The sequence below is a fragment of the Streptomyces sp. NPDC096079 genome, from assembly GCF_040303145.1.
In the GTDB taxonomy this organism is placed as follows: Bacteria; Actinomycetota; Actinomycetes; order Streptomycetales; family Streptomycetaceae; genus Streptomyces.
In genome coordinates this window covers 240,266-262,805 of the sequence record NZ_JBEOST010000007.1, presented here as the reverse complement: position 1 = coordinate 262,805, position 22,540 = coordinate 240,266, and the positions used below count along the sequence as shown (strand labels likewise).

The following is a 22,540-nucleotide window of genomic DNA, read 5'->3' as shown; positions in this document are numbered from 1 at the left end:
CCGTTCCGCGGCGGCCCCCGGTCCGGGGCACACCCGCGTCCGAGGAGAAACGCACAGAGGACGGAAACGGACAGAGAACAGAGACGGTCAGAGAACAGAGACGGACAGAGAACAGAGACGGACAGAGGACAGAGAGGGACCGTCATGCTCGACCACCTGATCACGGGCGCCACCGTCGTGGACGGCACCGGCGCCCCCGCCCACGTCGCCGACGTCGGCATCCGCGACGGGCGGATCGTCTTCCCCGTCCCCGACCACGCCACCGCACGGAGCACCGAGGACGCCACGGGCCTCGTCCTCGCCCCCGGTTTCGTCGACCCGCACACCCACTACGACGCCCAGCTGTTCTGGGACCCGTACGCCACCCCGTCCATGAACCACGGCGTCACCACCGTCGCCGGCGGCAACTGCGGCTTCACCCTCGCGCCCCTCCACCCGGACCGCCCCGAGGACGCCGACTACACGCGCCGCATGATGTCCAAGGTCGAGGGCATGGCGCTCAAGGCCCTGGAGGAGGGCGTCGACTGGACCTGGTCCTCCTTCGCCGAGTACCTGGACGCCCTCGACGGACGGATCGCCGTCAACGCCGGCTTCATGGTCGGCCACTGCGCCCTGCGCCGCTACGTGATGGGCGCGGACGCCGTCGGCGGGCAGCCGACCCCCGAGCAGCTGGACCGGATGGTCGGACTGCTCAAGGAGGCCATGGCGGCCGGCGCCTGGGGGCTCTCCACCACCCAGTCCGCCACCCATTCCGACGGCGAGGGCGCCCCCGTCGCCTCCCGGCACGCGGGCCCCGCCGAGCTGATCGCCCTGTCGAGGGCCGTCGGGGAGCACGAGGGGACGCAGCTGGAGGCCATCCTCGCCGGCTGCCTGGACCAGTTCTCCGACGACGAGATCGAGCTGTTCGTCGAGATGACCGCCGCCGCCGGGCGGCCCCTCAACTGGAACGTCCTCACCATCGACGCGGCCGTCCCCGAGCGCGTCCCGCGCCAGCTCACCGCCTCGGAGCGGGCCCGCAAGTCCGGCGGCCGGATCGTCGCGCTGACCATGCCCATCCTCACCCCCATGAACATGTCCCTCGGCACGTTCTGCGCCCTCAACCTCATCCCCGGCTGGGGCGAGATCCTCGCCCTCCCCGTCCCCGAGCGGATCGCGAAGCTCCGCGACCCCGAGGTACGGGCCGGAATGCTGCGGCGCGCCGACTCCAAGGAGGCGGGCGTCTTCCGGCGCCTCGCGCACTTCGCCCGGTACGTCATCGGGGACACCTACAGCCGGGAGAACGAGGGCCTCACCGGCCGCGTCGTCGGCGACATCGCGGCCGAGCGGGGACAGGACCCCTTCCAGGCGCTCGTCGAGATCTGCGCCAACGACGACCTCAGGACCGTCCTGTGGCCGATGCCCAGCGACAACGACCCGGCCTCCTGGGCACTGCGCCGGGAGACCTGGGACCACGAGGACGTCCTGCTCGGCGGATCGGACGCGGGCGCGCACCTGGACCGGATGTGCGGGGCCCCGTACACCACCCGCTTCATCGGCGACTGTCTGCGCGGCCGGAAGCTGGTGCCCCTGGAGCGGGCCGTGAAGATGCTGAGCGACGACCCGGCCCGGCTCTTCGGGCTGCGGGAGCGCGGCCGGATCGCGGACGGCTTCCACGCCGACCTGGTCCTCTTCGACCCGGAGCGGATCGACGCGGGCCCGGCGACCCTGGTGCACGACCTGCCGGGGGACAGCCCGCGCCTGGACTCGCGGGCGGTGGGGATCGTGTCGGTGCGGGTCAACGGCGTGGAGACGGTGCGGGACGACGAGGTGACCGGAGCGATCCCGGGCAAGGTGCTGCGCTCGGGCCGCGACACGAGGACGGTGAGCACGCGATGACCCGGACCGAGCGCCTCTATATAGGGGGAGAGTGGGTCGAGCCCGACGGCGGGCACTACGAGGTGATCGACCCGGCGTCCGAGGAGGTCGTCGGGCTCGCGCCCGAGGCCTCCCGGGCGCAGGTGTACGAGGCGGCCGCCGCGGCCCGCGAGGCCTTCGCGACCTGGTCCCGCACGAGGCCGGAGGAGCGGGCGGCGATCCTCGACCGGGCCGCGGACCTGATGGCCCGGGACGCCGAGGAGAACACGCTGCTCGCCCGCGCGGAGACCGGCGCCACCACCGGCACCGCACGCGGGATGCAGGTCGCGGTCGGCTCCTCCCGCTTCCGCCGGTACGCGCGGGGGGCCATGGAGCCGGTCGAGCAGGCGCTGCCCCCGCAGATCAACGAGGCCGGCCCGATGGGGAAGGCCGGGGTGTTCGGCGCGGTGGCGGTGCGGCGCCCGGTCGGTGTCGTCACCTGCATCACCTCGTACAACAACCCCTGGGCCAACCCGGCGGGCAAGATCGCCCCGGCGCTCGCGATGGGCAACACGGTCGTGGTGAAGCCGGCCCCGCAGGACCCGCTCTCCGTGTACGCGATGACCCGGGCCCTGGCGGAGGCCGGCGTCCCGGCGGGGGTGGTGAACGTCGTCACCGGCTCGGCGCGGGCGGTCGGGGAGGCGGCCGTCGACTCCCCGGACGTCGACATGGTCTCCTTCACCGGCTCCACGGCCGTCGGACAGGCGATCGGCGAGGTCTGCGGCCGCTCGCTCAAGCGGCAGCTGATGGAGCTGGGCGGGAAGGGCGCGGCGCTGGTCTTCGACGACGCCGACCTGGACTCGGCGGTCATGGGGATCGGGACGACCTTCGCCTTCTACAGCGGACAGATCTGCACGGCGCCGACCCGGGTGCTCGCCCAGCGCGGGATCTACGAGCGGCTGATCGAGAAGCTGACCGGCTACCTCGCCTTCATGACGGTGGGGGACCCGGCGGAGCGGGGGACGGTGGTCGGCCCGGTGATCTCGGCGGCCCACCGCGACCGGGTGGAGTCGTACGTCGAGCTGGGGCGGAAGGAAGGGGCGCGGGTCGTCGCGGGCGGCGAGCGTCCGGACTTCGCGAAGGGCTTCTACGTGGCCCCGACGCTGCTCGCCGACTGCACCAACGAGATGAGGGTGGTGCGGGAGGAGATCTTCGGTCCGGTCGTCGTGGTCGTCCCCTTCGACGGGGAGGAGGAGGGGATCGCGCTCGCCAACGACAGCGACTACGGGCTGATCGACTACGTGTGGTCCGGCGACGTGGCCCGCGCCTTCCGCGTCGCGGCCCGGCTGCGGGCCGGCGGGGTGGGCGTGAACACGATCGGCCGGAACATGGAGGCGCCGTTCGGCGGCTTCAAGAAGAGCGGTGTCGGGCGGGACGTCGGCTCGTACGCGCTGCACGCGTACAGCGAGCTGCAGGCGGTCGTCTGGCCCGGGTGAGACCCGGGTGAGACCCGGGTGAGACCCGGGTGGGAACGGTCCCGAAAATTCTTCGGGAAAATTTGGAATCGGACATTTGGGGCACAGCTGCGGTTCCCGCATATCGGACACTCGTCGCCGGACCTACCGGTTGGTCGGCTCGCCCGGTTGGTCGATCTTTCAATCATTGGCGAGTGTCCGGTTCGACCCACCCAATGCAAGGCGATGATCGATCAAGTGAGCGGACTCTGATCCTCCGGATGTGGAAACCGCAGCATTTAACGTCCTGTTCATGACTCAGGTGGACGTACGGCAGCAGGCCGGAGACACGGTAAGGGGCGTCGACGCCCCGGGCGGCACCTCCGGCGTGCGCACCAAGGGCCTCGGCGGCAACTCCGTGGGCCTCCTCGGCAGCGCCGTCATCGGCATCTCGACCGTCGCCCCCGTCTACTGCCTGACGTCCACGCTCGGCTCCACGGCCGGCGAGGTCGGACTGCAGATGCCCGCCATCTTCCTCGCGGGCTTCCTCCCGATGCTCCTCGTCGCCTTCGCGTACCGGGAGCTCAACAAGGTCATGCCCGACTGCGGCACCTCGTTCACCTGGACCGTGAAGGCCTTCGGGCCCAAGATCGGCTGGATGTGCGGCTGGGGCCTCGTCATCGCGACGATCATCGTGCTGTCCAACCTGGCCGGCGTCGCGACCTCCTACTTCTGGCTCCTCGCGGGCGAGATCAGCGGCAGCGACTCCATCGCCGCCCTGGACGACAACAAGGCCGTCCACATCCTCACCTGCCTGACGCTCATCGCCGTCGCCACCGCGATCAGCTACCGCGGCATGACCGCCACCAAGGGCATCCAGTACACCCTCGTCGGCCTCCAGCTCGTCGTCCTCGGCATCTTCGTCGCGATGGCCCTGTCGAAGGCCGGCTCCTTCGAGACCTCGGTCGACTTCTCCTGGTCCTGGATGAACCCCTTCGCGGTGCAGTCCTTCGCCGCCTTCACGGCCGGACTCTCCCTCTCGATCTTCATGTACTGGGGCTGGGACGCCTGCATGGCGACCAACGAGGAGACCACCGGCAGCGCCAAGACGCCCGGCCGCGCCGCCCTCATCGCGATGGTCGTCCTCGTCGGCTCGTACCTGGCCACCGGCGTCGCCGCCCAGATGGCCGTCGGCTCCGGCGAGAAGGGCCTCGGCCTCGCCAACCCGGAGACCTCCGACAACGTCTTCGCCGCCCTCGCCGGCCCCGTCATGGGCCCCACGCTCGGCATCCTGCTCTTCGTCGCGGTCCTCGCCTCGGCGGCGGCGAGCCTCCAGACCACCTTCATCCCGGTCGCCCGCACGGTGCTCGCGATGTCCACGTACGAGGCGCTGCCGAAGTCCTTCACCAAGGTCCACCCGGTCTTCAAGACCCCCGGCAAGGCCACCGTCGTGGCCGGCGTCGCCACCGGCGTCTTCTACACCGTGATGACCCTGGTCAGCGAGCACGTCCTGGTCGACACCATCTACGCGCTCGGCCTGATGATCTGCTTCTACTACGCGCTGACGGCCTTCGCCTGCGTCTGGTATTTCCGCGGCGAGCTCTTCCGCTCCGCCCGCTCCTTCGCCTTCAAGGGCCTCCTGCCGGCCCTCGGCGGCCTGATGCTCACCGCCGTCTTCGGCAAGACGCTCTACGACATGTGGGACCCGGCGTACGGCTCCGGCTCCGCCGTCTTCGGCGTCGGCTCCGTCTTCGTGATCGGTGTCGGACTGCTGCTCCTCGGCTTCGTGATCATGCTGGTCATGCAGCGGAAGAGCCCCGCGTTCTTCCGCGGCGAGGTCCTCACGAAGGAGACCCCGTCGATGGTGCTCGCGGACTGACGCCCTCCCGGGGCGTCCGAGAAACGCGAAGGCGGCGGGCCCGTGGGGGGTCCCGCCGCCTTCGTCCCCTTCGCCGCGGTCAGTGGTGACCGGGCAGCAGGCGCTCCACCGCCGCGTTGGCCGGCGGCAGGTCGGGGGTGCCGGCCGGCTTGGCCTTGGGGGTCAGGACGCCGCTGAGCGGGACGACCGAGGGCAGGTTCATGCCGCCGGTGTCGGCGGCGGCGGTGCCGGCCGCCGCACCGGCGGCACCGGCGGCGGCGAAGACGGTCAGGGCGGCTGCGGTGAGGATCTTCTTCATGCCCGTCGTAACGCGCGTCCCCCCACGGGGTTACGACCTACCAGGCCCCGCCGGCCACGCGGTACCCGCAGCGCCGGGCACGTCGGCGCCCGAGTGCACGGCCTTGACGAGCCGGGACACGGAGGCCTCCTTAGGATGCGTGCATGTACGGTGAAACGAACTGGGCGCTGCGCCCGGGCCGCCCGGAGGACGTCGAGCCGATGGCCGAGCTGCGGGCCGAGGTCATGCGCCCCGACCTCGAACGCCTCGGCCGCTACGACGAGCACCGGGTGCGCCAGCGGCTGCGCGACGGCTTCTCGCCGCGGCACACCTCGGTGATCGAACTGGACGGCTCGCTCGCCGGCTGCGTCACGGTGCGCCCGTACGAGGACGGCGAGGGCCTCTACCTCGAACACTTCTACCTGGCTCCCGAGACCCGGGGCCGGGGCCTCGGGACGGCGGTCCTGCGCGAGCTGCTCGGCCGGGCGGACGCGGAGGGCGTGCCCGTCCGGCTCGTGGTCCTCCAGGGCAGCGCGGCCCGCCGCCTCTACGAGCGCGAGGGGTTCCGCTTCGAGTCGGAGGACCCGGTGGACGTCACGCTGGTCAGAACCCCGCGCCCGCGGGCTGCCGGACGGTGACGTTGAGCCGGTTGAACAGGTTGGTGACGCCGACCATCAGCACGATCGCGGCGAGCTGCTTCTCGTCGAAGTGGTCGGCGGCGGCGTCCCACACCGCGTCCGGCACCGCGTCCGAGACGTCGGCGAGCCGGGTCGCCGCCTCGGCGAGGGCCAGGGCCGCGCGCTCCTCGTCGGAGAAGTACGGGGCCTCGCGCCAGGCCGCGACGGCGAACAGCTTCTCGTCGGAGACGCCGTTCTTCCGGGCGCTCTTGGCGCCGTAGTCGACGCAGAAGCCGCAGTTGTTGATCTGGCTGGCCCGCAGGTGCACCAGCTCCAGGACCGCCTCGTCGACCCCGCCCTGACGGGTGGCCTTCACGAGCTCCTGGATCGCCGGCCCGGCACCGGCCAGGACGTACGCGGGATTGGTCATACGGGCCTCGGGCTGGTGCGCCATGGTGATCGCTCCTCGGTGTCTGTGTCTCGTTCGCTGCTTCCACCGCACTGACGGACCGCGGGCCGAGGATGTGACACGACGGGAGAATCTTTTTCGCCTGCCCGCCTGCCCGCCTGCCCGCCTGCCCGCCTGCCCGCCTGCCCGCCGGGCGTCGCCCCCGCGTCTCAGGCCTCCGCGATGAGGGCGGTCGCGACCGTGCGGAAGCCGAGGCGGCCGTAGAGCCGGGCCACGTCCGCGTCCGAGGCCGTCAGGAACACGAGCTCCGTGCCGTGGGCGCGGGCGTCCGCGACCAGGGCGGCCGTGACCGCGAGCCCGAGGCCCCGGCGCCGCGCCGGGGGGACGGTGCCGACGCCGACGACCTCGGAGACGGCCCCGACGGGCTGGTGCTGACCGGCCGCGAGAGCGGTCCCGGCCGCGTCGAAGGCCGCCGCGAGCCGGGTGAGACCGGCGGCGAGACGCCGGGCCACCTGCGCGGTGCTGCCGGGCGCCGGCTCCGCCCCGAAGGCGGCGTACGGGGCGGCGACCGCGGTCTCCAGCGCCGCGTCGTCCGCGCCCACCAGCCGGACGGTGACGCCCTCCGGGGCCGGCACGGCGAGCGGCTCGCCCTCCAGGGCCATCAGCGGGTGCTCGTGCACGGTGAGCCCGGTCGCCTCGACCGCGGCCCGGAGCCCGGGTGACGTCTCCGCTACCCACTCGAAGGCCTCGGGCACGCCCAGCTCCCGCTGCCGGGCCCGCACCTTCTCCACGGCCGCCACGGGGACCGCGCCCTCGTGGCCGAGCGCCGGACGGGCGTAGTAGGGCCAGCCCGTCCCCTCCTGCACGAAGAGGGTGAGCGGCCCGAAGTCCTCGGCGCGGGCGGCGGAACGGGGGACGGCGTCGTAGTACGACTCGATTCGCTTCAGCACCGGCTCATCCAAGCAGCCGGGCCACGGCGGGGCGGGGCATTTCCCGGGGGAGCAGGAGAAGCCCGCCGCACCTCTCGGAAATCCGCGCCCCACCCCCTACCGTGCGGCTATGCGGATCTCGACCACGATCTTCCTGACCGACGAGACCATCAGCCCGGTGCGGCTCGCGCGGGAGCTGGAGCAGCGCGGCTTCGCGGGGCTCTATCTGCCCGAGCACACCCACATCCCCGTCGCCCGCGAGACGCCCTGGCCGGCGGGCGGGCGGCTGCCGCGGGAGTACACCCGGACGCTCGACCCGCTCGTGGCCCTGGGGCAGGCCGCGGCGGTCACCGAGCGCCTGGGCCTCGGCACCGGGATCACGCTGATCACCCAGCACGACCCGATCGTCCTGGCCAAGCAGATCGCCACCCTCGACCACCTTTCCGGGGGCCGGTTCACGCTGGGCCTCGGCTTCGGCTGGAACCGGGAGGAGGCAGCGGACCACGGCGTCGACTGGTCCACCCGCCGGGAACTCGGCCGTGACCGGCTCGCGCTGATGCGGGCCCTGTGGGCACCCGAACCGACGGCGTACGAAGGGGAGTACGGCGAGTCCGTCCGTGCCTCGGAGGTCTGGCCCAAGCCGGCCGGCGGCGCCCCGCGGATCCTGCTGGGCGGCGCGGCGGGCCCGAAGCTCTTCGCGCAGATCGCGGCGCAGACCGACGGCTGGATGCCGATCGGCGGCCGGGGCCTGACGGAGTCCCTCCCCGTCCTGCGCGAGGCCTGGGAGGGGGCCGGCCGCGATCCGAAGGCCCTCCAGCTCGTCCCGTACGCGGTGCTCCCGTCCCCCGGCAAACTGGCCCACTACGCCGAACTCGGCTGCGAGGAGGTCGTCCTCCAGCTGCCCCCGGGGGACGAGCGGGAGGTCCTGGAGGTGCTCGACGGATATGCGCGGTACCTCTGAGGAGCGGCCGGGTCCGGGTTCCGGCGCGGACGGCCGTGGGGACGCGGACCACCCGTCCGGGGGTCGCTCGTATGCTCCCTACATGACGGATCACCAGGCAGGACGACCCACCGGGAACGCGATGCGCCGTGCCCTCAAGCGGGCCAGGGACGGGGTCGCGCTCGACGTCGCGGAGGCCGCCGTGCTGCTGCGGGCGCGGGGGAGCGACCTGGAGGACCTCGTCGCCTCCGCGGGCCGCGTCCGGGACGCCGGGCTCCGGGCCGCCGGGCGGCCCGGGGTCGTCACGTACTCGAAGAGCGTCTTCATACCGCTCACCCGGCTGTGCCGGGACAAGTGCCACTACTGCACCTTCGTCACCGTCCCGGGCAAGCTCCGCCGGGACGGGCACGGGATGTTCATGTCGCCGGACGAGGTCCTCGACGTCGCCCGGCGCGGCGCCGAGATGGGCTGCAAGGAAGCCCTGATCACCCTCGGCGACAAGCCCGAGGACCGCTGGCCCGAGGCCCGCGAGTGGCTCGACGCGCACGGCTACGACGACACCATCGCGTACGTGCGGGCCATGGCGATCCGGATCCTGGAGGAGACGGGCCTCCTGCCGCACCTCAACCCCGGCGTGCTGTCCTGGACCGACTTCCAGCGCCTCAAGCCCGTCGCGCCCTCCATGGGCATGATGCTGGAGACCACCGCGACCCGGCTCTGGTCCGAGCCCGGCGGCCCGCACCACGGGTCCCCCGACAAGGAGCCGGCCGTGCGGCTCCGGGTCCTGGAGGACGCCGGCCGGTCCTCCGTCCCCTTCACCTCGGGGCTGCTGCTCGGCATCGGGGAGACCCTGGAGGAGCGGGCCGAGTCCCTGTTCGCGCTGCGCCGGATCGCGCGGGCCTACCACTCGATCCAGGAACTGATCATCCAGAACTTCCGCGCCAAGCCGGACACGGCCATGCGCGGGATGCCCGACGCCGAACTCGACGACCTCGTCGCCACGGTCGCCGTCGCCCGGCTCATCATGGGCCCCTCCGCCTGTCTCCAGGCCCCGCCGAACCTCGTGGACTCGGCGTACGAGCGGCTGATCGCCGCCGGCATCGACGACTGGGGCGGGGTCTCCCCCCTCACCATCGACCACGTCAACCCCGAGCGCCCCTGGCCGCAGATCGAGGAGCTGGCCGCCCGGTCGCGGGCCGCCGGCTTCGAGCTGCGCGAACGGCTCTGTGTGTATCCGGAGTTCGTCCGGCGCGGTGAGCCCTGGCTGGACCCCCGGCTCCTCCCGCACGTCCGCGCCCTCGCCGACCCCGAGACCGGTCTCGCGAACCCCGACGCGCCCGTGCGCGGTCTGCCCTGGCAGGAGTCCGACGAGGTCTTCACCGCCACCGGCCGCACGGATCTGCACACGGCCGTCGACACCGAGGGCCGCACCGGTGACCGGCGCGAGGACTTCGACGAGGTGTACGGCGACTGGGAGGCGCTCCGCGAGGCCGCCGCGCCCGGGATGGTGCCCGAGCGCGTCGACGCGGACGTCCGTGAGGCGCTCTCCGTCGCCGCCGACGACCCGACGCGGCTCACCGACGCCCAGGCGCTCGCCCTGCTGCACGCCGACGGACCCGCCCTCGACGCCCTGACCCGGATCGCGGACGACGTCCGCGCCTCCGCGGTCGGCGACGACGTCACGTACATCGTCACGCGCAACATCAACTTCACCAACGTCTGCTACACCGGCTGCCGTTTCTGCGCCTTCGCCCAGCGGCGCACGGACGCCGACGCGTACACCCTCTCCCTGGACCAGGTCGCCGACCGGGCCGAGCAGGCCTGGGACGTCGGCGCCGTCGAGGTCTGCATGCAGGGCGGCATCCACCCCGACCTGCCCGGCACGGCCTACTTCGACATCGCCCGCGCGGTGAAGCAGCGCGTCCCGGGGATGCACGTCCACGCGTTCTCGCCGATGGAGGTCGTCAACGGCGCGAGCCGTACGGGCCTGTCGATACGGGAGTGGCTGACGGCCGCCAAGGAGGCGGGCCTCGACTCCATCCCCGGCACCGCCGCCGAGATCCTCGACGACGAGGTCCGCTGGGTGCTCACGAAGGGCAAGCTGCCCACGGCGACGTGGATCGAGGTCATCAGGACGGCGCACGAGCTGGGCATCCGCTCCAGCTCGACCATGATGTACGGGCACGTGGACCAGCCCCGGCACTGGCTCGGCCACTTCCGCACGCTCTCCCGCATCCAGCAGGAGACGGGCGGCTTCACCGAGTTCGTGACCCTGCCCTTCATCCACACCAACGCGCCCGTCTACCTCGCGGGCATCGCCCGCCCCGGCCCGACCGCCCGGGACAACCGCGCGGTCATCGCCATGGCGCGGCTCCTCCTCCACCCGCACATCCCGAACATCCAGACCAGCTGGGTGAAGCTCGGTACCGAGGGCGCGGCGGAGATGCTCCGCTCGGGCGCCAACGACCTGGGCGGCACGCTGATGGAGGAGACCATCTCGCGCATGGCGGGCTCCGGTTACGGCTCGTACCGCTCCATCCGGGACCTGGAGGCGATCGCGGAGGCGGCGGGCCGTCCGGCGAAGCCCCGGACGACGCTGTACGGGGAGGTACCGGAGGAGCGCCGGGCCACGGCCCGCGCCTCGGACGGGCATCTCCCGGAGCTCCTCCCGGTCCTGCCGCAGGAGTAGCCCTCCACGGCCCACAACAGGCGGGGAACATGGGCAAAAGCGGGCTGAAGGGGTTCGGATCGCATAACGTTCCGGACCCCGAACGGCCACACCCGGTCGATTACAGTGCTCCGCAGACCGCCGACCGGGGGAGGGCACGTCGTGGCCACGACAGCCGCAGCCGTGTGGGGCCGCGCCGAGCAGCAGGACTTCCGGGCCCGCGTACGGGGCTGTCTGCTCGGCGGGGCCCTCGGCGACGCCCTGGGCGCCGGAGCGGACGGACCGCTGGACGCGCTCCGCGACGCCCATGGACCTGACGGACTCACCGACCCCGCCCCCGCGTTCGGCCGCCGGGGCGCCGTCACCGCCGCGACCCAGATGACCCTGTTCACCGTCGACGGCCTGATCCGCGCCCACGTCCGCCGCGACACCGGCGCCTGGCACCCGCCCACCGACGTCCACCGGGCGCATCTGCGCTGGGCGGCCACCCAGCGCGACTGGGGCCCGGACGAGCGCCGCAAGGACAACGGCTGGCTCGCCCGCGAGGAGTGGCTCTACTCCCGCCGCACCCCGCCCCGCGCCTGCCTCACGGGCCTGGGCGACGACGTCCTCGGGACCCTCGACCGACCCAAGAACCCCGACGCCGCCGACTCCGGCGCGCTCGTCCGCTCGGCCCCCTTCGGCCTGCTCGTCGGCTGGGAGCCGCAGCTGGTCTGCCAGCTCGCCGTGGAGTGCGCCGCGCAGACGCACGGCGCCCCGGCCGCGGGCCTCGCGGCGGGTGCCTTCGCGGTCGTCGTCCACGGCCTCGCGCGCGGCGGCTCGGTGGAGGCGGCGGTGGCCCGCGCCCAGGAGCAGCTCGCGGTGCGTCCCGGCCACGAGCCGGTCACCGAGGCGCTGGGCCGGGCCCTCGGAGCCGTACGGGAGGGAGTGCCGGACGCGCGGCGGGTGGCGGCCCTGGGGGCCGGTGAGGACCGGGCCGGGGCGCAGCTGGCGGTGGCCGTGTACTGCGCCCTGGTCGGCGAGGACGTGCGGCACGGGCTGCGGCTCGCGGTGAACCACGACGGCCCTTCGGCGGTGACGGGCGCGCTCACGGGCGCCCTGCTCGGAGCCCTGCACGGCGAGACGGCCCTCCCGCCGGCCTGGCTGGCCGATCTGGAGGGCCGTGCGACGGTCCTGGAGCTCGCGGACGACTTCGCGATGGAGATGACCCAGGGCGCGGCCCTGCACAGCGCCACGGAGTCCGCGCCCGGCTGGCTGGCGCGCTATCCCAGGGGCTGACCCGTGCGGGCGCCGGCCGGGGAGGGGACGGGGCCGCCGTCGGTGCCCAGCCGGTCGAGGAGCGCGTCCCGCTCCGGGGTGGCCTCGGGCTTCACGTATCCGACGAGGACGTACAGGACGAGCGAGGTCGCGAGCGGCGAGACGATCTGGATCTGCAGTTCGACGCCGTCCAGGCCGTAGTTGGTGAGCCAGAAGGCGAAGAGCCCGGCCGCCCAGGAGACGAGCGCGGCCGTGGGGCCGGACTTCCGGAAGGTGCGGAGCAGGCCGAGCATGAAGGGGATCGCGATCGGGCCCATGAGTCCGGCGACCCACTTGATGACGACGGTGATGATGTCCTTGAAGGTGGGGGAGTTCACCTGGGTGGCGACGGCCATCGACAGGGCGAGGAAGGCGATCGTCGACCAGCGCGCGGCGACCAGGCCGGCCCGCTGGGACCAGCTCCGGGCCGCCTTGCTGAGGGCGGGCGCGATGTCACGGGTGAAGACGGCCGCGATGGCGTTGGCGTCGGAGGAGCACATGGCCATGGTGTGCGAGAAGAAGCCGACGACGACGAGTCCGAGGAGGCCGTGCGGCAGCAGCTGCTCGGTCATCAGGGCGTACGCGTCGGAGCCGTCGGGCTTCTTCGGGTGGACGAGCAGCGGCGCGCACCACATGGGGAAGAAGAGGACGAGCGGCCAGACGAACCAGAGCACGGCGGAGAGGCGGCCGGAGCGGGTGGCTTCGCGGGCGGACGGGGTGGCCATGTAGCGCTGGGCCTGGTTCCACATGCCGCCGCTGTACTCGAAGGTCTTGATGAAGAGGTAGGCGAGGAGGAAGGTCAGGGTGTACGGGCCGGCCGTGGGCGCGGTGTGGCCCTGGAGCTCCGGGCGGTCCCACACGGTCCAGAGGGCCTCGCCCCCGCCCAGCCTGCCGAGGACCGCGACGAGCATGGCGACGCCGGCGAGCAGCTGGATGACGAACTGGCCCAGCTCGGTGAGGGCGTCGGCCCAGAGCCCGCCGACCGTGCAGTAGATCCCGGTGACGACGCCGGTGATGAGGATGCCCTGGTCGAGTGAGATGCCGGTGAAGACGGAGAGCAGGGTCGCGATGGCGGCCCACTTGGCGCCGACGTCGACGATCTTCAGGAGGACGCCGGACCAGGCGAGGGCCTGCTGGGTGGGGAGGTCGTAGCGGTCCTTGAGGTATTCGAGCGGGGAGGCGACCCGGAGGCGGGAGCGCAGCCGGTTGAGGCGGGGTGCGAAGAGGTGGGCGCCGATGGCGATGCCGATGGCGATGGGGAAGGACCAGGTGACGTAGGAGGTGACGCCGTAGGTGTAGGCGATGCCCGCGTATCCGGTGAACATCACGGCGCTGTAGCCGGACATGTGGTGGGAGATGCCGGAGAGCCACCAGGGCATCCGGCCGCCCGCGGTGAAGAAATCGGAGACGGTGTCCACGCGCTTGTGGGACCAGACGCCGATCGCGACCATGACGCCGAAGTAGCCGATGAGCACGGCCCAGTCGAGACTGTTCATTGCGCCCCTCCATGAGGTCCGGTCCGTCTTGTGAACGCGGTTCATGGTGTGGGGAGTTGAAAGACCCGGACAATGCAAGGGAGGGTCAAGGGGCAGTAAAATCGTTCGGTTCACTGACCCTTGTTCATGCTTATGAACTTGTCACGAGCGGCGGGCGGGCCGTCAGCGCATCAGCTCCCCGGCGTTGACCAGCAGCGACTGCCCCGTGATCGCCCGCGCCCGGTCCGAGGCGAGGAAGGCCGCCGCCTCGGCCACGTCCCCGTCCGTCGCGAGCTCCGGCAGCGCCATCCGCTCGGTGAGCCGCGCGAGCACCTCCGGCTCCGGGACCCCTTCGGTGTGCGCGGTGAACTGGACGTACGCCTGCACGGGCGGCCCCCACATCCAGCCCGGCAGCACGGTGTTGACCCGGATCCGGTGCGGCCCCAGCTCGTGCGCGAGCGAGTACATCGCCGAGGTCAGCGCCCCCTTCGAGGCCGCGTACGCCGCTTGGCGCACCTGCGAGGGCGCCGCCACCGCCGACTGCGTCCCGATCAGGACCACCGAACCCCCGCGCTCCTTCAGCGCCGGCAGGCACGCCCGGGTCATCCGCAGGGTGCCGAGCAGGTTCACGTCCAGGACGCCCTGCCAGGTCGCGAAGTCCGCGTCCTCCAGGCCCCCGAAGTAGGAGTCCCAGGCGGCGACGTGGACCACCGCGTCGATCCCGCCGAAGCGCTCGACGGCCAGCGCCGCGAGCGCCTCGCACTGCTCCTCGTCGGTGATGTCCGTGGCCCGGTACGCGGTACGGCGCCCCTCCGGGTCGATCTCCGCCGCCGACTTGGCGAGGTTGGCCTCGGTGCGGGCGCCGAGGACCGCGTGACCCCCGTCCCGCACGACCGTCTCCGCGATCCGGTGCCCGAGTCCGGCACCGACACCCGACACGACGACCGTCTTTCCCTGGAGCAGCATCCGGGACCTCCCTGGGCCTGTTCATTGATCTGACGGCCCGTCAGAGTAGGTGCAGGCAATCGAGCAGGGAAGGGGCAGGACGATGAGCGACATCGAGACGTACGCGGAACTGGCGTCGGTCGGCCCGTACGGGGTGCACCCCGGGCACGCGCTGATCACCATGGTCGAACCGCACCCGGGCCACGAGTACGCCTACAACCGCTGGTACGAGGACGACCACTACTACGCGGGCGCCATGGCCATGCCCTGGATGTTCGCCGGCCGCCGCTGGGTCGCCACCCGGGCGCTCCAGGAGCTGCGCGGGCCGGAGAAGTCCGCGGTCGCCCAGCCCGTCACCGCGGGCTGCTACCTCTCCACGTACTGGATCACCGACGGCCGCTACGACGAGCACATGAAGTGGACCGTCGGCATCAACAAGCGCCTCAACCGGGACGCCCGCGTCTACCACGACCGCACCCACGTCTTCACCTCGTTCCAGGACCACGAGGCGACGGTCTACCGCGACGGGGCCGCGGGTCCCCGCGACTTCCACGCCCTCGACCACCCCTACGCCGGGCTCGTCCTCCAGGTGATCGACACCGAGGGCCCCGAGGCGCGGGACGCCCTCGTGGAACGGCTGCGCTCCCGCGAACTGCCCCGGCGCCTGGCCGGCTCACCCGCGGCGATGGTGACGCTCTTCCGTCCGACCCCGCTGCCCGGCGACCGCATGACGTACGTGAAGCAGGTCGAGGGCGTCGACACCCGCCTGACGCTGCTGTGGTTCCTGGAGCAGGACCCCCGGGAGTGCTGGACGGAGCACTTCGCGGACCTGGAGACGCTCGGCGGCCCGGCCGCCCGGGTGGAACTGGTGGCCCCGTTCATCCCCACGGTCCCGGGCACCGACCGCTACGTGGACGAGCTGCGCTGAGCCGCTCCCCGGGGGGCTCGCGGGCGGCCGTGCGCGGGAAAAGGCCGAGCCCCCTCGGCCAGGACGGCGGACCGGTCGAGAGGGCTCTTGCGTACTGCCGATGACGGCGTGTGCACCGGGGCTCAGAGGGCCCCGTTGCTCACCTCGCCGACGAAGGCGTTCCACGATCCCGGTCCGAAAGAGAGGGACGGGCCCTCGGGGGCCTTGGAGTCCCGCACCGCGATCGCGGCCACGACAGGGGACTTGACCTCGACGCAGGCGCCGTTCCCGCCCGAGTACGAGGACTTCGTCCAGGTGTCCAGACCGCCCTGAATAATCGCCATGCTGCTCACTCCGGTTCTGCCGAGTAGGTGTCGCGCCAACGTTCTTGATGGCGTGATCGACGCTACTCGCCGGTCCCGGCGGGCGGGACCGGCGTTCACACGTCCGAGTGGCATATTCCAACCGCGCTTCCGTGGGAGCGATCACGGGGTGTACCGTGCCTGCCCCCGCCGCCGATGCTCAGCCCTGGGCGTGCTTCTTCGCCATCTTCGAGATGAACTCCCGCGTCTGCTCCACGTTCAGCGCCTGCGCCCTGAGGTGCTCGTACATGACCGAGTACTTGCCGACGTCCTGCGCCTTCTCCAGGTACAGATCGCTCGTCACGCCCTCGATGTACACGACGCTGGAGTCCGAGGTGTCCGGGAACTCCAGGATCGAGTACTGCCCGCTGATCCCCGGGTGCGCGCCCATCTCGAACGGGATCACCTGCACGGTGACGTGCGGCAGGTGCGACTGCTCGATGAGGTGCTCCAGCTGCTCGACCATCAGCGGCCGGCTCCCCACGATCCGGTGCAGCGCGCCCTCGTCGATGACCGCCCACAGCCGCAGCGGACGCTCCTCGTCCCGGATCCGGTCCTGGCGGCGGGTCCGGACCGTGACCCGCTTCTCGATGTCCGCGGCCGTCGACTCCGGCATCGCGCCCGAGATGACCGCCTCCGCGTAAGCGGGCGTCTGGAGCAGTCCGGGGATGATCTGCGACTCGTACATCCGCAGGCTCTCCGCGTCCGTCTCCAGGCCGATGTAGACGCTGTAGGGGATGTCGCCGAAGGCGTGCCACCAGCCCTGCTGGCGGGAGTCCTTGGCCATCTGCATGAGGGAGTCGACCATGCGCTCGTCCTCGACCTCGTACACGCCGCACAGGTCCCGGACGTCACGCTGACTGATGGAGCGGCGGCCGTTCTCCAACCGGCTGATCTTGGACTGCGAGACGAGAAGGCGCTCGGCGACCTGCTCGGCCGTCATGTTCTTCGCCTCGCGGAGCTTGCGCAGCTCCTGGCCCAATCGGCGTCGCCTGACGGTGGGGTTGACGTTGGACGCCACGGAAACTGCACCTCCGGCTGTCTGCTGCGTAGCTGTGAGTATCTACCGCTTGGCAGACTGCCACCAATGGCCGGGTGCGCGCTGGGAAACCAGGACAACGCACATGTGCGGGACGGCCGTCCAGACCGCCCCGCACACCTGTGCGGCTCCCGGGATGGTTCCAGGTGGTTCTGTGGTGCTGGTGGGCCGCTCGCGGGCGAGCGTCAGTGCGCGGCCGCGCGGGCCATGCTGCCGCGAGGCTGCGCCGGGACGCCCGCGGCGCTCCTGCGCGGCTGCGCCGCCGCACCGTTCTGGACGTCCATGACGGCGTGCGCCACGAGTCCGCCCATGGGGTCGTGCCGGATCAGGTCGCGCAGCCGGGACCGCGACGACCTTCCTTCGTTGCCGGGGTACAGGTGCTTGCCGAGACCGACCGCATGGGCCAGCGCGGCAAGCGCCGCGGTCCGCGGGTCCGGCGGAACGCCGGTGCGGATCGCACTGTCCAGCCGGGCTCGGATCTCCCGGCTGATCGCCGTGTCGGTCGCCTGGTAGCGAACCGTCGGCAACACCCCGCACATCTGGCCCTCCACGGCATGCACCATGCCGCATCGCTCCAGATGCGAGAGATACGTCTGACGGAGCCCCAGCCGGGGCCCGCCGATCCAGTGGACGGCCCGAACCGGGCTGCCACGCCTGCGCAGCAGCTCCAGTGCGGAGTCCAGAGTCGGATCTCCGGTCGGCCGTGGCATCACCACGGCGATACGATCCCCGTCAGGGGCTATCCGGCCTGCCAGAGCCAGCTCCACTAGCTGTGCTCCGGCCAGACCGAGGTCGAGCGACTGCGGCTGCGCTGTGGTACCCGTGGTCGGGTCCAGAGCGAGCAGCAGAAGCTCTTCCGGAATAGTTCTGCGGCTCCTGCCCATCCATGCCTCCCCGCGTGGATGAATGACAGGGTGACCCCTCTCACATTCATCTGTCGAGAGTGCCTGGGTGGTTCATCCGGGAACCAGTAGGTATGTCGTTCTCGTCTAGCACGGGAGCCAAGGGGTTCACACAGGACACTGGTAGACGGTTCGGACGTACGTATGACGCATGGAGGAGGCACGGTGGCGGGCGAGTCCCCCGACAAGGCGGAGCAGCAGGGGTCGTCGCAGGAGGCGGCGGTCCCGGGCGGCGGCGGCCGGGATCCTCGGCTTTCCGTCCTCCGTGAGTCAGAGTCCTCGTCGTCCTCGGCGGTCCGGGTGGACCAGCCGACGGCCGTGTTCAAGACTCTGGCGCCGCGCACGCCGGAGGACGACGCGCCGACGGAGACGGAACCGGAGACGGAACCGGAGCCGGAGCCGGAGACGGAGCCGGTGTCGGAGGCGGACGCTCCGGAGGGCGACCGGCTGAAGGCCGCCGTGGCGGCGTGGGTCGCGACCGCGGAGGAGCCGGAGGCCGAGTCCGAGGCGGACGACGCCGAGCCCGACGCCTCCGAGGCCGACTCCGAGGCGGACGACGCCGAGGACGAGCCCGACGACGAGTCGCAGGACGACGACGCGGACGACGAGCCCGAGGACGCGGACGACGAGTCCGGCGACCAGTCCGAGGACGAGGTCGAGGTCGAGGTCGAGGACGAGGCGGACGAAGCCTCCGTCGAAGCCTCCGTCGAAGCCTCCGTCGAGGAGTCCGCCGAGGACAAGGCGCCTTCCGCTTCCTGGTTCGCCGCGCGGAAGCCGTCGGCCGACGAGAAGCCGACCGACGAGAAGCCGTCTGCCGACGAGAAGCCGGAAGAGCCCGTCGACCAGCCGACGGCCATGTTCAAGATGGTCCGTCCGCCCGTCGTGGACCAGCCGACGACCGCCCTCAAGCTCCCGTCGAGTCTGACCGCGGACTCCGACAGCGAGCGCACCAGCGTCTTCCGTGCGCTGCGCCCCGACATCCCCGCCGAGCAGAAGGCCGCGAAGGCCGCCGAGGCGGCCCAGGAGGCCGCCAGGGCCGTCGCCGCCGCCCCTGCGCCCGCCGCGGCGCCGAAGCCGGACGCGCCGAAGCCGGACGCGCCGAAGACGGCCGTGCCGAAGCCGGACGCGCCGAAGACGGCCGTGCCCAAGGCCCCGGAGGCTCCCACGGCCCCCGAGGGCCCCAAGGCCGTCGCCGAGGCCGAGCGGACCCGGCAGCAGCCGCTGCCCCCGCTGCCGCCGCTCGACCTGCTCGCCGAGCTGACCAACACGCCGCCCCCGCCGCCGACCCCCATGCGGACGACCCTGCGCCGGGTGCGGATCTGGACCCCGCTGGTGCTGCTCCTGCTGATCGTCTTTGCGATCGTGCAGATGGTCCGCCCGCTGCCCGCGCCCGCGCTGACCCTGTCGGCCCAGCCGACGTTCACCTTCGGGGGCGGCAAGCTCGACATGCCGTGGCCCGGCGAGGGACAGGGCGCCGTCGAGGTCGAGGGCGTCGGGTCGATGGGCATGTACGGAGCGCAGAAGCCCGCTCCGATCGCGTCCGTGACCAAGACGATGACGGCGTACGTGATCCTCCGCGACCACCCGATCAAGGGGAAGCAGCAGGGGCCCGAGATCACGGTCGACAAGAAGGCCGCCGACCAGGCCCACGCGACGCACGAGTCGACGGCCGCGGTCCAGGAGAACCAGACCTACACGGAGAAGGAGCTCCTGGAGCTCCTCATGATCCCCTCCGCGAACAACGTGGCCCGGCTGCTCGCCCGCTGGGACGCCGGTTCGGAGGCCGCGTTCGTCCAGAAGATGAACGCCGCCGCGAAGGAGCTGGGCATGACCCAGTCCACGTACACGGACCCGTCGGGTCTGCTCGACAGCACCGTGTCGACCCCGCAGGACCAGCTGAAGCTGGCGAAGGCGGTCATGCAGTACGACGTGTTCCGCGAGATCGTGAACATGCCGAACCTGACGGTCGACGGCATCCCCGGCCGGATCGAGAACAACAACAAGATCCTGCTCGAACCGGGTGTGAGCGGCATCAAGACCGGCTCGTCGACCCCGGCCGGCGGCAACCTGCTCTGGGCGGCGAACACCATCGTCGACGGCCAGAACCGCCGCGTCCTCGGCATCGTCATGGGGGCCAAGAACGCCAAGATCCTCGACGACAAGCTGACCCTCGCCATCGACTACAGCCTCAAGCTGATCCAGCAGGCCCAGAAGGACGTCACCTCGGCGGCCGTGGTCAAGAAGGGCCAGGTCCTCGGCTACGTCGACGACGGCCTCGGCGGCCGGACCCCGGTCGTGGCCACCAAGGAGCTCAAGGCGGTCGGCTGGCCGGGCCTCCAGGTGAAGCTGGAGCTCACCGACGGCGGCAAGGCCGTCCCGCACACCGGCAAGGCCGGAGACATCGTCGGCCAGGTGTCGATCGGCACCGGCGCCGGCAAGGTCAGCTCCCCGGTCGCCCTCAAGGCGGACCTGGCGGAGCCCGGCTTCGACAAGAAGCTCACCCGCCTGGGCTGACGACCGGTCCCGCTGAGACCACCCGCTCGGCCGGGCACCCCGGAACCCCGGGGCGCCCGGCTGTTAGCGTCTCGGGGGGACGAGAGACCGCGTGACCGCACGCGTGACCACGCGAGAAGCGAGACGGGCAGCACGGGAGAGGGCCGCAGTGACCACCGCCGAGCCGACACGCGCCGACCGCGCGGAGTCAGACCCCGACGTCTACCGTGATGCGCATGACGCACGTGACACCCGGGGCACCCGGGACCCCCGGGACACCGTCGGCGACCCGTCCGGGGATACCGGCCCTGCTTCGCTCCCGCGAATAGTGCTGCCCACCCAGCGGCCCGCGCCCGCGCCCGCACCTTCCCCGGCACCGTCCGCCGCCCCCGTCCGCCCCCCGCGGCGCAAGCGCCGCTACCCGGTCATGGTGGCCACCGGGCTCGCCGCCCTCACCCACGTCCTGTGGTTCTTCTTCTTCGCGAACAGCGGCGGGGACCTGGCCGCGCAGGACGCGTGGGCCGAGTTCGTCGGACGGCACCCGGACTCCGCGTACAACCTCGCCTGGTACGGCGGGATGCACCCCGTCTCGTACAGCGTGGTCTCGCCGTACCTGATGTCGCTGCTCGGCGTCCGCAGCACGATGATGGTCGCCGGGACCGTGTCGGCCGCCCTGACCGCGCTGATCCTGGTGCGGGTCCGGGCCGTCCGGAACCCGATGGTCTGCTCGATCGCGGCCGTCTTCGCGTTCCTCTGCAACGCGCTCTCCGGCCGGGTCACCTTCGGCCTCGGCATGATGTTCGCGCTCGGTGCGGTCGCCGCCGTCTTCTGCTGGCCGTACCGCTGGCGCTACAAGCGCTGGGCGAAGGCGGCGGTCGCCGCCCCGCTCGCCGGTCTGGCCACGGCGTGCAGCCCGGTCGCCGGACTGTTCCTCGGGGTCGCGGCGGCGGCGCTCTTCCTCAACAAGCGGCGCCCCGGCGCGTACGCCCTCGGCCTCGCCCCGGTCGCGGTGGTCGCCCTCTCCTCCTGGCTCTTCCCCTTCTCCGGCACGCAGCCGATGGCCTTCGGCTCCACGGCCCTCCCGCTGCTCTTCGGGATCCTGACCTTCGTCCTCGTCCCCGGGGACTGGCGCACGGTCCGCACGGCCGCCGCCGTGTACACCATCGGCACCCTCCTGACCTGGCTGATCGACTCCCAGATCGGCTCCAACATCTCCCGGCTGCCGATGCTCTTCGCGGGCGTCGTGCTGCTCGCGGCCCTGCCGTACACCGCGCCCCGCTCCCGCCGCTGGTACGCGCTGCTGCTCGCCGTCGCCGGGCTGAACTTCTGGATCGGCTTCAAGGGCGTCGACGACGTCATCCGCACCGCCCCGGACGCCTCCTGGGCCCGCGAGCTCGCGCCGCTCGTCAACCAGCTCCAGGTGCGGGACGCGGGCAAGGCGCGCGTCGAGGTCGTCCCGGCGTCCAGCCACCGCGAGTCCTCCGCCCTCAGCCCGTACATCAACCTGGCGCGCGGCTGGAACCGGCAGGCCGACATGGAGCGCAACCCGCTCTTCTACGACGACACCCTCAACGCGGTGAACTACCAGGAGTGGCTCGACCGCTGGGCCGTCCACTACGTCGTCCTGCCCACCGGTGCCCCCGACTCGGGCGCCGCGCAGGAGGCCGAGCTGGTCCGCGAGGGACTGCCGTACCTCCACCAGGTCTGGTCGGACGAGAACTGGCGGCTGTACGAGGTCGAGAACCCGACCCCGCTGGCGGACCCGCCCGCGCAGGTGCAGAGCGCCGAGGAGAACGAGGTCGTGATCCGCGTCGACCGCCCCGGCCGGGTCCTCATCCGCGTCCCGTACTCCCCGTGGCTCGCCCTCGTCGACGAGAACGGCGGCAAGATCGAACCGCCGAAGGAGACCGAGGCGTCGAAGCTGGCCCGCGAGGAGTCGGAGACCGAGCTCCCGAAGGTGTTCGCCAACGAGGACGGCTGCCTCTTCAAGGCCGAGCCGGACACCGAGGGCGACGAGTGGACGGAACTCGTCGCCCCGAAGGCGGGCGTCTACCGCCTGGGCGCCCCGTACAAGCTGTCGCGCGGCACGGCCTGCCCGGAGGAACTGCGGTAGCC

General features: G+C 72.0%; 18 protein-coding genes. 10 read left to right on the top strand and 8 right to left on the bottom strand.

Annotation, left to right across the window (positions count from 1 at the left end; translation table 11 throughout):
• Positions 1 to 144: 144 nt before the first annotated feature.
• From ABTY59_RS17465 to ABTY59_RS17455, 3 genes are all read left to right on the top strand, one after another.
• On the top strand, positions 145 to 1,875 hold the full coding sequence (locus ABTY59_RS17465) for an N-acyl-D-amino-acid deacylase family protein (RefSeq protein WP_352019822.1): 1,731 nt from the start codon (positions 145 to 147) through the stop codon (positions 1,873 to 1,875).
• Positions 1,872 to 3,329, top strand: coding sequence for an aldehyde dehydrogenase family protein (locus ABTY59_RS17460; protein WP_352019821.1), 1,458 nt, complete (start codon positions 1,872 to 1,874; stop codon positions 3,327 to 3,329). The genes ABTY59_RS17465 and ABTY59_RS17460 overlap by 4 nt, the downstream gene beginning before the upstream one ends.
• Positions 3,330 to 3,600: 271 nt before the next feature.
• On the top strand, positions 3,601 to 5,166 hold the full coding sequence (locus tag ABTY59_RS17455) for an APC family permease (protein WP_352019820.1): 1,566 nt from the start codon (positions 3,601 to 3,603) through the stop codon (positions 5,164 to 5,166).
• Between the two features lie 79 nt (positions 5,167 to 5,245).
• Here ABTY59_RS17455 and ABTY59_RS17450 read toward each other — a convergent pair whose 3' ends face one another.
• Positions 5,246 to 5,464: a hypothetical protein gene (locus ABTY59_RS17450; protein WP_189806355.1), complete on the bottom strand. Its 219-nt coding sequence runs from the start codon at positions 5,462 to 5,464 to the stop codon at positions 5,246 to 5,248.
• 143 nt (positions 5,465 to 5,607) lie between these two features.
• Between ABTY59_RS17450 and ABTY59_RS17445 the strand changes: the two genes are divergently transcribed.
• Entirely contained in the window at positions 5,608 to 6,081 is a 474-nt protein-coding gene (locus tag ABTY59_RS17445) for a GNAT family N-acetyltransferase (protein WP_352019819.1), read from the top strand.
• On the opposite strand, the gene ABTY59_RS17440 is transcribed toward ABTY59_RS17445, so the two are convergent.
• The gene (locus tag ABTY59_RS17440; protein ID WP_352019818.1) at positions 6,047 to 6,514 is read right to left on the bottom strand and encodes a carboxymuconolactone decarboxylase family protein; all 468 of its coding nucleotides are present in this window, start codon (positions 6,512 to 6,514) and stop codon (positions 6,047 to 6,049) included. The genes ABTY59_RS17445 and ABTY59_RS17440 overlap by 35 nt on opposite strands.
• A 164-nt stretch (positions 6,515 to 6,678) precedes the next feature.
• Positions 6,679 to 7,419, bottom strand: coding sequence for a GNAT family N-acetyltransferase (locus ABTY59_RS17435; RefSeq protein ID WP_352019817.1), 741 nt, complete (start codon positions 7,417 to 7,419; stop codon positions 6,679 to 6,681).
• 109 nt (positions 7,420 to 7,528) lie between these two features.
• Between ABTY59_RS17435 and ABTY59_RS17430 the strand changes: the two genes are divergently transcribed.
• The 3 genes from ABTY59_RS17430 to ABTY59_RS17420 all read left to right on the top strand — a co-directional run bounded on the left by ABTY59_RS17430 (position 7,529) and on the right by ABTY59_RS17420 (position 12,284).
• On the top strand, positions 7,529 to 8,359 hold the full coding sequence (locus ABTY59_RS17430; protein WP_352019816.1) for an LLM class F420-dependent oxidoreductase: 831 nt from the start codon (positions 7,529 to 7,531) through the stop codon (positions 8,357 to 8,359).
• Between the two features lie 82 nt (positions 8,360 to 8,441).
• On the top strand, positions 8,442 to 11,027 hold the full coding sequence (locus ABTY59_RS17425; RefSeq protein ID WP_352019815.1) for a bifunctional FO biosynthesis protein CofGH: 2,586 nt from the start codon (positions 8,442 to 8,444) through the stop codon (positions 11,025 to 11,027).
• Positions 11,028 to 11,168: 141 nt separating this feature from the next.
• Positions 11,169 to 12,284 carry an ADP-ribosylglycohydrolase family protein gene (locus ABTY59_RS17420; RefSeq protein ID WP_352019814.1) on the top strand — a complete coding sequence of 372 codons (1,116 nt, stop codon included), beginning with the start codon at positions 11,169 to 11,171 and terminating at the stop codon, positions 12,282 to 12,284.
• Here ABTY59_RS17420 and ABTY59_RS17415 read toward each other — a convergent pair.
• Positions 12,269 to 13,798 carry a sodium:solute symporter family protein gene (locus tag ABTY59_RS17415; RefSeq protein WP_352019813.1) on the bottom strand — a complete coding sequence of 510 codons (1,530 nt, stop codon included), beginning with the start codon at positions 13,796 to 13,798 and terminating at the stop codon, positions 12,269 to 12,271. The two genes, ABTY59_RS17420 and ABTY59_RS17415, sit on opposite strands and share 16 nt — an antisense overlap.
• A gap of 162 nt (positions 13,799 to 13,960) precedes the next feature.
• The gene (locus tag ABTY59_RS17410) at positions 13,961 to 14,743 is read right to left on the bottom strand and encodes an SDR family oxidoreductase (RefSeq protein ID WP_352019812.1); all 783 of its coding nucleotides are present in this window, start codon (positions 14,741 to 14,743) and stop codon (positions 13,961 to 13,963) included.
• Between the two features lie 82 nt (positions 14,744 to 14,825).
• On the opposite strand from ABTY59_RS17410, the gene ABTY59_RS17405 reads away from it, so the two are divergent.
• Positions 14,826 to 15,650, top strand: a complete 825-nt coding sequence (locus ABTY59_RS17405; protein WP_352019811.1) for a hypothetical protein — start codon at positions 14,826 to 14,828, stop codon at positions 15,648 to 15,650.
• Positions 15,651 to 15,772: 122 nt separating this feature from the next.
• Here ABTY59_RS17405 and ABTY59_RS17400 read toward each other — a convergent pair whose 3' ends face one another.
• From ABTY59_RS17400 to ABTY59_RS17390, 3 genes are all read right to left on the bottom strand, one after another.
• Positions 15,773 to 15,973, bottom strand: a complete 201-nt coding sequence (locus tag ABTY59_RS17400) for a DUF397 domain-containing protein (protein WP_352019810.1) — start codon at positions 15,971 to 15,973, stop codon at positions 15,773 to 15,775.
• Positions 15,974 to 16,151: 178 nt separating this feature from the next.
• Positions 16,152 to 17,012 carry a helix-turn-helix domain-containing protein gene (locus ABTY59_RS17395; RefSeq protein ID WP_352019809.1) on the bottom strand — a complete coding sequence of 287 codons (861 nt, stop codon included), beginning with the start codon at positions 17,010 to 17,012 and terminating at the stop codon, positions 16,152 to 16,154.
• 203 nt (positions 17,013 to 17,215) lie between these two features.
• Positions 17,216 to 17,914, bottom strand: a complete 699-nt coding sequence (locus ABTY59_RS17390) for a GOLPH3/VPS74 family protein (RefSeq protein ID WP_352019808.1) — start codon at positions 17,912 to 17,914, stop codon at positions 17,216 to 17,218.
• Between the two features lie 162 nt (positions 17,915 to 18,076).
• Here ABTY59_RS17390 and ABTY59_RS17385 point away from each other — a divergent pair, with 162 nt between their 5' ends.
• Positions 18,077 to 20,446, top strand: a complete 2,370-nt coding sequence (locus ABTY59_RS17385; protein ID WP_502995377.1) for a D-alanyl-D-alanine carboxypeptidase family protein — start codon at positions 18,077 to 18,079, stop codon at positions 20,444 to 20,446.
• A gap of 406 nt (positions 20,447 to 20,852) precedes the next feature.
• Positions 20,853 to 22,538 (top strand): DUF8823 domain-containing protein, encoded by a 1,686-nt coding sequence (locus tag ABTY59_RS17380; protein WP_352019914.1) that lies wholly within the window; start codon positions 20,853 to 20,855, stop codon positions 22,536 to 22,538.
• Positions 22,539 to 22,540: the final 2 nt, after the last annotated feature.

Coding starts and splice junctions, on each gene's coding strand:
- ABTY59_RS17445 (WP_352019819.1), top strand. CDS start 5,608: ATGTACGGTGAAACGAACTGGGCGCTGCGCCCGGGCCGCCCGGAGGAC.
- ABTY59_RS17415 (WP_352019813.1), bottom strand. CDS start 13,798: ATGAACAGTCTCGACTGGGCCGTGCTCATCGGCTACTTCGGCGTCATG.
- ABTY59_RS17425 (WP_352019815.1), top strand. CDS start 8,442: ATGACGGATCACCAGGCAGGACGACCCACCGGGAACGCGATGCGCCGT.
- ABTY59_RS17400 (WP_352019810.1), bottom strand. CDS start 15,973: ATGGCGATTATTCAGGGCGGTCTGGACACCTGGACGAAGTCCTCGTAC.
- ABTY59_RS17385 (WP_502995377.1), top strand. CDS start 18,077: ATGACGCATGGAGGAGGCACGGTGGCGGGCGAGTCCCCCGACAAGGCG.
- ABTY59_RS17460 (WP_352019821.1), top strand. CDS start 1,872: ATGACCCGGACCGAGCGCCTCTATATAGGGGGAGAGTGGGTCGAGCCC.
- ABTY59_RS17410 (WP_352019812.1), bottom strand. CDS start 14,743: ATGCTGCTCCAGGGAAAGACGGTCGTCGTGTCGGGTGTCGGTGCCGGA.
- ABTY59_RS17390 (WP_352019808.1), bottom strand. CDS start 17,914: ATGGGCAGGAGCCGCAGAACTATTCCGGAAGAGCTTCTGCTGCTCGCT.
- ABTY59_RS17440 (WP_352019818.1), bottom strand. CDS start 6,514: ATGGCGCACCAGCCCGAGGCCCGTATGACCAATCCCGCGTACGTCCTG.
- ABTY59_RS17430 (WP_352019816.1), top strand. CDS start 7,529: ATGCGGATCTCGACCACGATCTTCCTGACCGACGAGACCATCAGCCCG.
- ABTY59_RS17405 (WP_352019811.1), top strand. CDS start 14,826: ATGAGCGACATCGAGACGTACGCGGAACTGGCGTCGGTCGGCCCGTAC.
- ABTY59_RS17450 (WP_189806355.1), bottom strand. CDS start 5,464: ATGAAGAAGATCCTCACCGCAGCCGCCCTGACCGTCTTCGCCGCCGCC.
- ABTY59_RS17465 (WP_352019822.1), top strand. CDS start 145: ATGCTCGACCACCTGATCACGGGCGCCACCGTCGTGGACGGCACCGGC.
- ABTY59_RS17380 (WP_352019914.1), top strand. CDS start 20,853: ATGGTGGCCACCGGGCTCGCCGCCCTCACCCACGTCCTGTGGTTCTTC.
- ABTY59_RS17455 (WP_352019820.1), top strand. CDS start 3,601: ATGACTCAGGTGGACGTACGGCAGCAGGCCGGAGACACGGTAAGGGGC.